Source organism: Paenibacillus sp. 3LSP, assembly GCF_032465655.1.
Lineage (GTDB): Bacteria > Bacillota > Bacilli > Paenibacillales > Paenibacillaceae > Fontibacillus > Fontibacillus barengoltzii.
The window spans coordinates 1-12771 of record NZ_JAWDJI010000024.1; the positions used below are offsets into that span (position 1 = coordinate 1).

The following is a 12771-nucleotide window of genomic DNA, read 5'->3' on the forward strand; positions in this document are numbered from 1 at the left end:
GCAGCGTGCCGACCGTCGCTCGCATTTTTGCTCTCGCGCCACGTGCTCAGGCAGATTTAAAACCGAGGGCTTGACAAAAACGTTCATAGCAACGGACTCACGGGGCGTTATTTGCCAAAGATCAACCCAAATGATGCTTCTAAGAGCCTAATAAGGCACCTGAAGTCCGTTACAACGGGAAATTCTCGGGAAATGGATAAATAGCGTCATTAAGGTCCGTTAGCTCGGGAGGGGGGATCGGTGATTTGCGGTTATTTTTAGAAGTTCTGTTCAATCTAACAACAGGTAAGAAAAAACAACCCAAACGGAGTGAACAGACATGACAGTGGCAAATCACCAGACGGCGCACCAAGAAGCTGTGGAGACGGTGCGGAAATTGATCAAAGGCATCGAGATCGCAATGCTGACCACGGTGACGAAGGAAGGGTTGGTGTCGCGTCCGATGAAAACCCAGGAGGTTGAATTTGACGGGGACCTGTGGTTTCTCACGAAGGAAGAGACGGACAAATACAGCCAGCTGAAGGATCACCCTCACGTGAACGTGTCCTACGTTGGGGACTCCTACGTTTCGGTACGCGGGACAGCGGAGGTGGTCAATGACCGGGAGAAGATTAAGCAGTTTTGGAACGCTGCGTATGCCAAGTTCCTGCATACGACCAGCGATGATCCGAATCTGGTCCTGATCAAAGTGAAGGCTGAAGCGGCGGAATATTGGGAGACCGGCAATCTTGTCAAAGTGATCAAGCGCATGTTCTCCCAGCTTACGGGAAAAGAAACCGAAGCGGAGCTGAACAAGACGGTGAAATTTTAGGTGTGAACCGATCAATAAAAGCCGCCTCGCGGCGGGTCGATAACGACCTGCAGGAGGCGGCTTTGGCATTTGGGTTTATCCCGTTGTTCTTATTTCTTCACCGGAATCAAAATCTTCTGTCCGATCCGGATCAAGTGCGGGTTCTTCAGTTCGTTGTACTTGGCCAGAGCTTGCCATGTTGTGCCATGCTCCAGGGCAATGTGGTACAACGTGTCGCCCTTCTTCACGATGTGGACAATGTCCTTCTCTGCTGAAGGCGCAGGGGCTGGCTCAGGCTTCGGCGTAGGAGCCGGTGCCGGGGCAGGAGCCGGTTCTGGTGTTGGTTCCGGCGTTGGCGTTGGTTCCGGAGCCGGGTTCACCGACTCAGCGGCCGAGCTCAGTTTGAACTTGGCGTAGCCGCCTTCGGAATCAGCGACAAACTCCAGGTTATCGGCCTTCGCAGCAGCTTCCTTGGCAGCAGGCGAAGTCTCGAACGTCACGTTGGCGTTACCGAACGGAGCAAGCGACCAGTTGCCGTCTGCCGTTGGGTTGATCGTGCCGTTTTCACGGATGTAGTCGATGATGACTTGGCGGTTCTCATCCGGCGAAGCCAGGATGATGCGCTTGCCGTCCGGGTTCGCAAACTTGCTGGACGACGCGCGATAGTTGTTGCTGGCAACAACGAATTTTTGCTCTGGATCGATTGGCTTGCCGTTATAGGACAGGTTCACGATCCGGCTGGCTTTCTCATTAACCAGGGTGCCCTTGGCATCGTATTTCGCCGGTTGCGTTACATCGATTTGATACGTTACCCCGTCGATCACGTCAAAGTTGTACGTAGGGAAATCGTAGTTCACCAATTCTTGCTCTTCCGATTTGTTCGGATCGATTTGGTTAAACTGTCCGGCGGACCATTCGAGCCATTCTTTAATCTCAGCGCCGGTGACCAGCACCGCGTTCACCGTGTTCGAGTACAGGTACAAGTCAGCTACGTTCTTGATTGCGATATCCCCAGCAGGAATATCCGTGTAGTAGTTCGCGCCTTGGCGTCCGCCGGCCTTGAATGGAGCGCCAGCCGACAGTACAGGCAAGCCTTCGTATTCCGTGCCTTGCAGATGCTTCTCGACGTACCATTTTTGCGCGTTGGTCACGATTTGGATCGAGGGATCGTCCTGGATCAGGGCGAAGAAGCTGTTAATTGGAGCCGTTGTCTTGCCTACCGGGCCGCGGATGTACTCCAGGGTTGCCTCATGGTCCTCTTTGATGGCGTCCCAGATCGTTTGGTCCGCATCGACCAGCGCTTTCTTATTCTCCGTATCGTAAATCGGCTTCACATCGACTTTGGAGTCTTTTACTGTCCATGACTCACCGGATTTCTCCAGTGTCAGGTCGATGATCCCCAAATTGTTGCCCCAATAACCCGGCTCTACGGCAGGAACACCGTTGATCGTCCCCTTGGCCAGGTCGACGCCGGTTTTGCCTTCGAAGGATGCGTCCGGGAACACTTTATGCGCGTGGCCGAACAGGATCGCATCGATGCCTTCCACCTTGCTCAGGTAGAGGACGGAGTTCTCCATCAGCGGGGTTTGTGGAATGTCCTCGAAGCCGGAGTGCGGTACCGCGATGATGAGGTCAGCGCCTGCTTTTTTCATCTCAGGTACGAATTTCTTCGCAGTTTCTACGATATCCTTTGCGATGACTTTCCCTTCCAGATTCGCCTTGTCCCAAGACAGAATTTGCGGCGGCACGAAGCCGATCACGCCCACCTTCAGCGTGTGCTTCGCTCCGGTGCTGTCAGTCACCTCTTTGTCGAGGATGATGTATGGAGTGAAGGCGTTTTTGTCGTTCGAAGGGTCTTGATCTTGATCATCCAAGTAAATGTTGGCGTTGACGTAAGGGAAGTCCGATCCGGCCACCGCCGTCTTCAAGAAATCCAGACCGTAGTTGAACTCATGGTTGCCGAAGTTGCCGACGTCATAACCAAGCAAGTTCATCGCTTTGTAGACCGGATGGGTCTCGCCTTCTTGCAGCTTATCCACTGTCGCGACATAATCGCCCAGCGGATTCCCTTGAATCAAGTCACCGTTGTCGATCAGCAAGCTGTTCTTCGCTTCCGCACGCGCTTGCTTGATCAGCGTGGCGGTCTTGGCCAAGCCGTACTCGTCGGTAGGCTTGTCTGTAAAATAGTCATAGTTCACGATGTTCACATGCAAGTCGGTCGTCTCCATAATGCGGAGCTCGACGGTTGCTGCACTGCTCGTGTCTGCTGCGGACGCCGTGAACGGCAGGGCTGCCAGGCTGGCCGCAAGCAAGGATGCAAGGATCAATTTAGGACTGCGGGATTTGAACAAGTTCACTCCTCCTTCGAATTTGGGTACTTCCTGACATGTCGGGTGAAATCATGTGCCGACAACATCGTTTAAATTTTACTTAAATATTTTAATGGATCTGGAAGGGCTTGTCATGAGAATTTTCGACCAGTCCCTCGAGCTTGGAATTTACAAATTGTGTATATTCTGGGTGTCTGATATGATATAGCCGAGGAGGGATGTTTATGGGAGGGCCTTCGAACAAATCGGAGCTGGAAATGGAAGAGCGGCTGAATGAGCTGGAGAAACGTCTTTATTCTCAAGATAAACGATGGAAGGTCATCAGAAATATTCTCCTGGTTATTGGCTGTTTGGTTAGCGTTGATCCTTATCGGCGTCATTCAATTTATGTCATCGGGATCTTGAAATGTACAAATTACAGGCGACCTCAGGTCGCCTTAAATTTCTTCTACGGACGGTTGCTCCATTTCTTGTGTACCTTTGATTCCTTTCGCCTTCGCTTCGCCTCGGCGATTGGGCATGAAGATCGTTACCGCCAGGATCACGATGCTCAGGATTCCCATGCAAAGATAAGCGTCATTCGTTCCGAGAATGGTTGACATCTCTTTCAACTGGGCTGTAGACAAGCTTTGACCGGATTGCATCAGCTCGGCGGCATGGTTCTTGGTGCGCGTCGTATAAATGGTGACCACCAAGGCCGTCCCAATCGCACCGGCGACCTGACGGACCGTATTCGTTACCGCCGAACCGTGGGCATTTAACTGCTTCGGCAGAGCGTTGAGTCCCGCGGTATTTAGCGGCATCGTTAAGAAGCTCAAGCCGATGCGCAGTACAATCGTACGGAATACCAGGTACGTATACGACGTTGTTTCCGTTAAATGCGTAACGCCCCAAATCGCCGGAATCGTAAACAACAGCCCGATAATCACAATGGGCTTGATCCCGAATTTATCCAGTAAACGTCCGGAAATCGGCGACAATAACGCATTAATTAAAGCCCCAGGCAGCAGCAGCAGGCCGGTGTCCAACACCGAGAAGCCCCGGCTGTTCTGCAAGTAAAGCGGCAGCAGGATCATATCCGCATACATGACCATCATAATCATAATGCTGATGATTGTGGTGACGGAGAACATCTTTTCCTTAAAGACTCGCAAATCCATCAGTGGAACGGGCGAAGTAAGCTGACGCCAGCAGAACATCAACAGGAAAATACCGCCGATAATCAGGCACGTCAACACTTCGGCACTTCCCCAGCCTTATTGCTGAAGCCAAAGAGAAGACCGCCGAACCCCAGCGTTGAGTAGACGATGCTGATCAGGTCCAGCTTCGGCTTCGAGGTTTCCGACACATTCACCATGTATTTCAATGCTAATGGAATGACGATCGCAACCAGCGGCAGCATTCCGATAAAAATCCACCGCCAGGAGAAATGCTCAATCACCAAACCAGCCAGCGTCGGGCCAATCGCCGGGGCAACGATCATCGCCAGACCGATGAGCCCCATCGCTGCGCCGCGCCCTTCCTTCGGGAAGACCACCATCACGACCATCATTAACAGCGGCATGATAATGCCCGCCCCTGCGGCTTGAATCAACCGCCCTGTTAATAGAAGCGGAAAGCTGGGGGCGACAGCGTTAATGAATGTTCCAGCGAGCAGCAGGAGCATGGAGCTGATAAACAGCTGCCGGGTCGTGAATCGCTGCATCAGAAAAGCCGTAATCGGCACGAGGATCCCATTCACCAACATGAATCCGGTAATCAGCCATTGCACGGTCGTAGCCGAAATGGCGAATTCCTTCATTAAATCGGGCAAGGCGACATTTAAGATCGTTTGGTTTAAGATCGATAAGAACGAGCCCAAGAGCAGGACGGGCATCAGGATTTTTTTATTCACATGGGGTGCTGCGGTGTTCACGGTGTTGCTCCTTTCGTAATGACCATTTCATTGACGGGTCGTCAAGTAATTGATAATCTGTCGATAAAAAATACTACCACGCAACGCTGCAAATGACCATTTACACATTCCGCCGAAGTGTAGATTAATCAACAGTTTGTCAGGTCTGTGTTGAATAATTTGCGGATGATCGTCAAAGGAGAAGCGAAATGTTGAGCAATAAGGAGGGCAAGGTGGACCCCCGCATCATTCGGACGAAGCGAATGTTCAGGGAGGCGTTAATCGCATTGCTGCACGAGAATACCGATCTGCGCAAAGTCACTGTGCAGGGCTTGGCTGATCGGGCCGGGTTAAATCGCGCTACGTTTTATCTGCATTATCGCGATGTGGAGGATTTACTGGAGCAGCTGACGAAGGAAGTGTTAGATGAGTTGGCTCGGAGAATTCACCCGCTCACTGAGAGTGGTCTGACCAAGGACAACAATCCGCTCGTCTCCTTCCTGGAGGAGATTTACGAGAATGCGGCTTTATTTCAAGTGCTGCTTGAAAATAAAGAGTTCCGCCATCAACTGTTCGAGATCATGATGAACATCGTATCGACGCGGCGGGCGCGCCGGAAGGCGGCAGATCCGTCCAAGCAAGTCCCCATCGAGGTCATTGCCGCATCGACGTTGGGAATCGTCACCTGGTGGATTGAGGAAGGCACCCCTTATAGTCCGAGCTATCTGGCCAACCAAATCAATCAATTATATCGAAGAAGCAGTCCATCGAAGGCTTAAGGATCGTGTTGAGCGTACGCTGTCGTTAACCTATGGGATATGGGAAAAAGGAGGAGAGGCAAGTGTCGGCAGGGATTTTGGCGCATTTATTGGGGAAGCAGCCTTATCGGGAGCTGGCCGCGAAGGTGGCCGCCTATGAATTTCCTTATGTGCAATTGGCGTTGTCCAAAGCCATTTCGGATGTGGATTGCTCGCTGGGCAAGTTAAGCCCGGGCTTGGCCATGGAGATCGGCGGCGCGTTTGCGGATCACCGCGTACGGATCGCCGTGTTAGGATGCTATGCCAGCCTGATTGACCTGGATGAGGAGATCTACCGGCACAACGTGGACCGATTCAAGGAGCATCTGCGCCATGCGCGGCATTTCGGTGCGCCGATTGTGGCAACCGAGGTCGGCAAACCGGCGGACCCAGAACGACTGCCGGCGTATTGGGAGCGCCTCAACCGCGCGCTGGAGGAGCTGGTGGATGAAGCCGAACGCTGGGGTGTGACCATCGGCCTTGAGGCGGCCCAAGGGCACTTGATCGATTCGCCGGAGACGATGGCGCAGACGCTGGAACGCTTCCCCTCTTCTTGTGTGGGTGTTGTTCTCGACCCGTGCAATTTGATGAATACCGCTAATTTTGACCGCCAAGATCAGGTGATCCAGACGGCCTTCGATCTGTTGGGTCCGCGTATCGTCAGCGCCCATGCCAAGGATCTGCAACGCGGCGCGAAGAGCGAACTGCTGGAAACCGCTGCAGGTTTAGGGGAGCTGAACTACCCGCTGTTTTGGAGGCTGCTGGAGCAGTATAAGCCCTGTGGCTTCGTGACACTGGAGGCGGTGACGGAGGAGCAATGCGCTGAGGCAGCGAGGTTTGTACGAGAGGGGAGAAGCCAAAGATGAGGCATACGAAAGAGAGTTTAACCCGCCAACTGGAGGCTCTGGGGTTGGACGGTACAGGCACGGTGCTGGTCCATTCCTCCATGAAAAGCATTGGTGAAGTCGAGGGCGGCGCAGATACCGTTTTGGATGCGCTTACAGAGTATATGGCGCAGGGGTTGTTAGTGTTTCCTACGCATACCTGGTCATATATCAATCAAGATCACCCGCGGTTCGAGGTGGAGCATTCCCCGGTGTGCGTTGGCATTCTGCCGGAGTTGTTCCGGAAGAGACCGGGCGTTATCCGGTCGTGGCATCCAACCCATTCGGTTGCCGCGTTAGGTCGGGATGCTCAGGCGTTTACGGCGGAGGACCATCTGTTTGATACGCCTTGTGCCCGAGGGTCCTCATGGGGGAAGCTGCTCGACCGTAAAGCAACGATCCTGCTCGTTGGGGTCGATTTGAGACGGAACACCTTCATTCATGGGGTGGAGGAGTGGGTGGATATTCCGGGGAGACTTACGGACGATCACGAAATGTTGTACACGATCACGCCGGACGGTACGGAAATTCCGGTCCCTTCCCGCAGACATTGCGGGTTGCCTTGGTCGGAGCATTTTTGGAAGGTGGAAGAAGTGCTGGAGTATCGAGGGGCCTTGCGCAAGGGGAAATTGGGAGATGCCGTGGTACGGGTCTGCGATGCGGCCGGCGTGGCAGAAGTCATTACGGAAATGTTGAAAGAGGAGCCGGATTTGTTCTCCGATAACGAACCGCTTCAAGATCCGGAACGCTGGATGGGGAGCCGATCAGAATGAACCGGAAGGAGGAGAATCAGATGAAGACGATCACCGTACAGAAGTTGGTGGATACGTTTAAGTTGGAAGTGCTTGCCGGGGAGGAACGGATGGATCGTGAGATCACGCGACCTCGGACGCATCGGCCGGGGCTGGAGTTCGTGGGGTATTTTGATTTTTTTCCCATGAATCGGGTGCAGGTGTTGGGCCGTAAAGAAATCAACTACCTGTTGACATTAAGCGTAGAGGAACGCAAGCTGCGGATCGGGAACATCGTGAAATATCACCCTCCGTGCTTTATTGTGACGTCTGGGCAGCAGGAGTTTCCTTATCTGGAGCTGTATTGCGAGGAGGAGGGGATTCCGTTGCTGCGGACGGAAGAGACGGCGACGGAGTTTATTGCCAAGCTGGACAGTTATCTGGTCAAGGCGCTGGCTCCGGAGATCTCAATCCATGGGGTGTGCGTGAACGTCTCGGGGATCGGTATCCTGCTGCGCGGCAAATCCGGCATCGGCAAGAGCGAAACGGCGCATACCCTGATTCGCAGAGGGCACCGTCTGGTCGCGGACGATATTGTCGTGTTAAAAAAGCTAAGCCCAACCACCTTGCTCGGAACTCATAACGAAACGACCCGCGAATTTCTGGCTCTACGCAGCATCGGACTGATTAACGTGGTACGGCAGTATGGACGTCGAGCTTTTCAGGATGAGACGCGGATCGTCTTGGATATCGAGCTGGTGCCGTGGCAGGAAAATGCCCTCAACAACGAACTGGAGACCGTGCCGCAGTTTACGGAATACTTAGGGGTCCAGATCCCGCACATCGAAATCCAGCTCCAACCGGGCCGGGACGTCGCGGGCCTCATCGAGGCAGCGGCGAACAACTGGTATCTGAAGCAGCTCGGTTATAGCGCGGTGGATGAGTTTATGAAGCGGATCGAGGAAGAGATGGGGTCGTAGGGGCTGCTGGTAAGCTCCTATGATCCCGGCGAACCCACTGGTGAGGGGGGGAGGTTCAACGATGCAAATGATGTGGAAAGTGAATGGAGTCAGCGTGCTGTATGCTTTTTCCCTATTTATGCAAATGGAGCTTCTGATGAACGTGTATCGGCTGGAAAGGGTCACCGGAATTGCTCATATGGATCGTTATGTCCCTGTGGCGGTGTTGCTGCTCTTGGTTCTGTTCTCCATCCTCGCGTATGTTCTGACGAAGCTCCACCTGAACCCCGGGAAACGCAAGTACCTGATAACGATCTTGTGGATTCCTTACTTCCTGTTGTTTATCAAAGGGTTTGCTTACATCTATCCGATCACCGATCCCCAAGAGGTGCCGCTTCCGGGGATCGGGTTGGTTGTGATCGCGGCGTGTGGGTTGTATCCGTTATATATTGCGGGGGTGACGTTTTGGGCGGGGGGTGGGTTTCGAGATCCCAAGACTTTATAAGCTTGTCCAATGATAAACATTTCTCCTTTTAAGAAAATAAAGTGCTCCGAGGCTAAAGATAAGAGCGACTGCGGCTTGGGTCACCATGCAGCTTTGGAGGGAGAGGTTCGGATTGGCTCGATTCCACTGCATCAGATACAGAAATCCTTGACCGGTGCCTGTAGTAAACATGCCGAAAAAAAGATAAGCCAAAGGCAGCACGATGCCTAGTGCGATATTTTTGAAGAAAATCAGAAAGAAACTAGATAATATCATATAGAAAACCGCCGAGGTAAAGGCCAGCCCCAGCTCCTCCGCCGAATAATTGCCCATATCACGAAGAGCCGCAGTGTAGACTGCGGAGTAGACCAAACTCAGCAGGACGGGCCGGATCCAGCCAACGAAGAAGGCATTCAACGGATAGGTGAGAAGAAGTTCTTTATGATTGATTGAACCTATTTGGTATAACGACGCTACTACTGGAAACAGCATCACCGGGAACACGATATAAATTAAGAGTTGGTTCGATAGATCGGCGTTGAAGCTCTTTAACCATATAGCCAGCAACGTAAGGATAAGCGGAAAGAGCAGGAGGCCGTACCGAGTTTTAAATAGATAACGCCAGAAAATTATCTCTTGTTTAACCAAACCATATACCCCTCTTCCAAAGTAGGTGATGCTGCAGTCGCTTTAGAATCCAGCGGATCAGGTGCTATGTACCGAAGATGAACCTGACTGGAATCCAGTTGGAGATGCTGGGTCATCAACGCTGCGGGATTTGTCCGAATTTGCTCGGCGGTAGAGACATCTGTAGTAAGCTCCCACACCTTTCCTTTTGCAAGAGATACGACTTCTTCAATCGAAGGATACGGCTGGATCGTACCGCCTTGCATCAACAGGACTTGATCACATGTCATGGCTACGTCTTCTGTAATATGGGTAGAGAGAATGACGATTCGGTCTTGCCCCAGCTTTTTGATCAGATTCCGGAAACGAATTCGCTCCTCGGGATCCAAGCCTGCGGTTGGCTCATCGACAAGCAGTAAGGCGGGATGATGAAGGATCGCCTGAGCAATCCCCAACCTCTGTTTCATGCCTCCTGAGAACGATTTGACCAGATCTTCCGCATGTTGTTCCAGATTCACTTCCTGTAAAATAAGAGGAATCTCTTTCGAGAGCTGCCGAGTGTCCAATCCTCGAAGCACCCCTATGTATTCCAGGTATTCTCTTGCTTTCAAGTTGGGGAAGCCGCCGATATGCTGCGGCAAATAGCCTACGATTCTTCTCACCTTCTCGGTGTCTTTTTTCCAATCCAGTTGATTCATGCGGATACTCCCGCGATCTGGGGCATAGTAAGTTGACAATATTCTCAGGAGTGTCGTTTTTCCCGCCCCGTTCGGACCAAGGAGTCCAACAATCCCCTTATCCAATGTGAAGGAGGTCTCGTGCAGAGCTTCTTTTTTGCCGAATTTTTTAGCAATGGATTCAACTTGTAACATCATCGCTCACCTTTTTTCTGTGGATAGAACAATCTTAAAATATCATCAATAGAATAGCCCTTTGGATTCAAATAGGCTTCATCCGGATTGGCCTGCATACTTTCATTCGTGTTGGCAAACGTGGTGACAAAATAAATGTTCGGTGGAAGTTTAACAGATACGTTATACTTTTTATTATTGTTTTGGATATGTTCTTCCACCCATTGTTTGATTTTTTGTATCGAATCTAAGGTTACGTAGCTGGGGAATACAATATGGTCATCCTGCTCAAATTCACCCATGAGAACCGTAGGGCCGAAGGCAACGCCTGTCCATAAATTTTCAGAGGGATGGGCTAGATTCGATAGGATTCGGTTGGGTTTTGCGGAATCCCAATAGATTTCGTATTTCTCTTTAACTCCCTGCGAGTAAGGATCCATGGCCTCCAGCGGATTCATAGGATACCAGGCAGAGGTCGCGATAAGCTGTAATGTTGTTGGTCCAATGGCTTGATAAGTACGGGTCTCCACTTCCAGATGCAGTGTCCCGATCCGTTCAGGCAATTCAAGTTGGACCACATTCCCTAAGCGTGTTGGAACTATAGGTCGCTCGTTAAGGCTTGCGGAAAGAACCTGAAAATCCTCTAATAAAGCCAAAGAAATCTGATCACTCTGCGATTCGATATCCATATCCACGGTATAGCGGAAGTAATGATTGCTCTCCCCGTGGTTCAGATGAAAGGTGTATTGATTCACTTTATAGCCGGTGTTTAATTGGATCTCATCGTTGTAATGGAAAACGGCTTGTCCAAGCGTATCACTCCCTGTGATATATGGAACGTAGGGGGATAACGTTGGGATAAGCAGCGAAATCACCATGGTCGCTATGGCTAGGTTTCTTTTTGTTCGATCCCTTTGGTACATGACCAAGGTATAAGCTGAGATCAACAACAGAAACATGAATGCCCTTTGGAAGTAATATCCTTTGTTGATTTCAAGACTCTCCAACGGATTGGAGGAGAAGATAAGAATGATGTTCGGGTCCCCGTTAATCAGCCAACCACCCAAGGTTTGTGGAATAAAGCCCAACATGGAATTATAAGGCATGGTTAAGAACCACAAAAAAATCATGATCAAATAGCTATAAATGCCAGGAAGACTTCGGTACACAAGATATCCCAGGATGATGGAGTAGAAAAAGGGAATGAACCAACATAACACCGTATAGAGCAGGGAATCCAGGATGTCTGACTTGGTGATATTGTTGTAAGTAATTCCGATGTAGGCCATAACAGTTATATAGAAAAGGAAGTAAATGGCAGCAGACAGCGTCAACCAATACAGGAGCTTACTTCGATGATATAAGGCATACTTAGGTGTTACGAAAAGGTGCTCCTCAGCATGGTTGTTGATTTCCATTCGTGCAATTTCCGCGCCATAGATTGAAAATAGAAGGGACATCACCATCATAAAATAGACTAGGCCAGGCACAACCGAGAGATCGGTTAAGCTTGATCTTGGCAAAAATATAGCTGCAACGATGGTTAAAGCAAATAGAGTCATCCACAACGGAGTCCGAATAAACTGCTTGATTTCCATTCCAATCATTTTTAGCATAGTAACCTCAACCTTTTAGTGGAAAATCCCTCTTCATATATTACTATATATTCCAAATTAGTAAATGGATTAGGTCCCCGCGACAAACAATGTCATAGCAATTCATGCTAAGGAGTTAGTTTGTTTCATTTTGTCAAAAAACGGGGGCTGTCTCTTCGTCATCAAAATGACTCTTGGGACAGCCCCTTTGTTAGATTACTCTGTTTCGGATGGACTCTTAAGGCCACTTGGTGTCAGAACTTTTAAGTACAATTTCACCTTTAGGCAAACCTGATCCACCATAAATCGTAACTGTATAAGTGCCTGAAGGAACCTTTGGGTTACTATCATTGTTTACAACTTCCACGGTTTTACCTGCTTTAACGGTTTCATTAAAAATAACAGTGTTCTTGGTGTTGTGCTTCACTTCAATTCTAAAAGATTCAGTCCCTGTATTTTTTGCATATAGCTTAATGTTTGGATATCCAATAGTCACATTGAAAGTGTTAGTAGGGTCAACCACATTTCCTTTCAAATCCCAAGTTAGTGTATCCTTGATTGCGAAAGGAGTAATTTCGATTATTTTATTTTCTTTCTTGGCGGCTGTGCCGCTATTTGCTGAAACAGCACCATAAACTCCAGTAACTAGTGAGAAAGATAGAACAGTTGCGCCAACAATTTTTAATGCTTTGTTTGTCATGGTTTAACCTTCCTCTCTTCTTTATTTGATATTACACTATTAATGTAACCTGAATCCGTGATATTTGCTAAATTGTTCTAATGTGACGGATTCAAAATCAGATTATACTCTCCTGGAGATGGCCACCGG

11 protein-coding genes and 1 pseudogene are annotated in these 12771 nt (G+C 50.1%); 6 read left to right on the forward strand and 6 right to left on the reverse strand.

Going from position 1 to position 12771, the window contains the following annotated elements:
• Positions 1 to 319 precede the first annotated feature (319 nt).
• Positions 320 to 811: a pyridoxamine 5'-phosphate oxidase family protein gene (locus RW092_RS01230; RefSeq protein ID WP_016314455.1), complete on the forward strand. Its 492-nt coding sequence runs from the start codon at positions 320 to 322 to the stop codon at positions 809 to 811.
• Between the two features lie 89 nt (positions 812 to 900).
• Here RW092_RS01230 and RW092_RS01235 read toward each other — a convergent pair whose 3' ends face one another.
• Together RW092_RS01235 and RW092_RS01240 are read right to left on the reverse strand one after the other, a co-directional pair.
• Complete coding sequence (locus RW092_RS01235; RefSeq protein WP_016314454.1) at positions 901 to 3141, reverse strand: bifunctional 2',3'-cyclic-nucleotide 2'-phosphodiesterase/3'-nucleotidase; 2241 nt, start codon at positions 3139 to 3141, stop codon at positions 901 to 903.
• A 416-nt stretch (positions 3142 to 3557) separates the two neighbouring features.
• A pseudogene (locus RW092_RS01240) lies at positions 3558 to 4996 on the reverse strand (MDR family MFS transporter).
• A 227-nt stretch (positions 4997 to 5223) separates the two neighbouring features.
• Between RW092_RS01240 and RW092_RS01245 the strand changes: the two are divergent.
• From RW092_RS01245 to RW092_RS01265, 5 genes are all read left to right on the forward strand, one after another.
• Positions 5224 to 5793 (forward strand): TetR/AcrR family transcriptional regulator, encoded by a 570-nt coding sequence (locus RW092_RS01245; RefSeq protein ID WP_085279608.1) that lies wholly within the window; start codon positions 5224 to 5226, stop codon positions 5791 to 5793.
• Positions 5794 to 5855: 62 nt separating this feature from the next.
• Positions 5856 to 6677 carry a sugar phosphate isomerase/epimerase family protein gene (locus tag RW092_RS01250; protein ID WP_316009300.1) on the forward strand — a complete coding sequence of 274 codons (822 nt, stop codon included), beginning with the start codon at positions 5856 to 5858 and terminating at the stop codon, positions 6675 to 6677.
• Positions 6674 to 7468, forward strand: a complete 795-nt coding sequence (locus RW092_RS01255; protein ID WP_316009301.1) for an AAC(3) family N-acetyltransferase — start codon at positions 6674 to 6676, stop codon at positions 7466 to 7468. The genes RW092_RS01250 and RW092_RS01255 overlap by 4 nt, the downstream gene beginning before the upstream one ends.
• 20 nt (positions 7469 to 7488) lie before the next feature.
• Complete coding sequence (gene hprK, locus RW092_RS01260) at positions 7489 to 8406, forward strand: HPr(Ser) kinase/phosphatase (RefSeq protein WP_028540235.1); 918 nt, start codon at positions 7489 to 7491, stop codon at positions 8404 to 8406.
• A 61-nt stretch (positions 8407 to 8467) separates the two neighbouring features.
• The gene (locus tag RW092_RS01265; RefSeq protein ID WP_316009302.1) at positions 8468 to 8890 is read left to right on the forward strand and encodes a hypothetical protein; all 423 of its coding nucleotides are present in this window, start codon (positions 8468 to 8470) and stop codon (positions 8888 to 8890) included.
• Here RW092_RS01265 and RW092_RS01270 read toward each other — a convergent pair.
• The 4 genes from RW092_RS01270 to RW092_RS01285 form a co-directional block, all read right to left on the reverse strand.
• The gene (locus RW092_RS01270; protein ID WP_127576445.1) at positions 8885 to 9517 is read right to left on the reverse strand and encodes a hypothetical protein; all 633 of its coding nucleotides are present in this window, start codon (positions 9515 to 9517) and stop codon (positions 8885 to 8887) included. The two genes, RW092_RS01265 and RW092_RS01270, sit on opposite strands and share 6 nt — an antisense overlap.
• Positions 9499 to 10371 (reverse strand): ABC transporter ATP-binding protein, encoded by an 873-nt coding sequence (locus tag RW092_RS01275; protein WP_316009303.1) that lies wholly within the window; start codon positions 10369 to 10371, stop codon positions 9499 to 9501. The genes RW092_RS01270 and RW092_RS01275 overlap by 19 nt, the downstream gene beginning before the upstream one ends.
• The gene (locus tag RW092_RS01280) at positions 10368 to 11945 is read right to left on the reverse strand and encodes a hypothetical protein (protein WP_316009304.1); all 1578 of its coding nucleotides are present in this window, start codon (positions 11943 to 11945) and stop codon (positions 10368 to 10370) included. The genes RW092_RS01275 and RW092_RS01280 overlap by 4 nt, the downstream gene beginning before the upstream one ends.
• A gap of 235 nt (positions 11946 to 12180) precedes the next feature.
• Complete coding sequence (locus RW092_RS01285) at positions 12181 to 12642, reverse strand: hypothetical protein (RefSeq protein ID WP_316009305.1); 462 nt, start codon at positions 12640 to 12642, stop codon at positions 12181 to 12183.
• Positions 12643 to 12771 lie beyond the last annotated feature (129 nt).

What these genes read in the sequence shown, in the direction of transcription:
- RW092_RS01230 (WP_016314455.1), top strand. Translation starts at nt 320, where the DNA reads ATGACAGTGGCAAATCACCAGACGGCGCACCAAGAAGCTGTGGAGACG.
- RW092_RS01255 (WP_316009301.1), top strand. Translation starts at nt 6,674, where the DNA reads ATGAGGCATACGAAAGAGAGTTTAACCCGCCAACTGGAGGCTCTGGGG.
- RW092_RS01265 (WP_316009302.1), top strand. Translation starts at nt 8,468, where the DNA reads ATGCAAATGATGTGGAAAGTGAATGGAGTCAGCGTGCTGTATGCTTTT.
- RW092_RS01280 (WP_316009304.1), bottom strand. Translation starts at nt 11,945, where the DNA reads ATGGAAATCAAGCAGTTTATTCGGACTCCGTTGTGGATGACTCTATTT.
- RW092_RS01285 (WP_316009305.1), bottom strand. Translation starts at nt 12,642, where the DNA reads ATGACAAACAAAGCATTAAAAATTGTTGGCGCAACTGTTCTATCTTTC.
- RW092_RS01275 (WP_316009303.1), bottom strand. Translation starts at nt 10,371, where the DNA reads ATGATGTTACAAGTTGAATCCATTGCTAAAAAATTCGGCAAAAAAGAA.
- RW092_RS01245 (WP_085279608.1), top strand. Translation starts at nt 5,224, where the DNA reads ATGTTGAGCAATAAGGAGGGCAAGGTGGACCCCCGCATCATTCGGACG.
- hprK (WP_028540235.1), top strand. Translation starts at nt 7,489, where the DNA reads ATGAAGACGATCACCGTACAGAAGTTGGTGGATACGTTTAAGTTGGAA.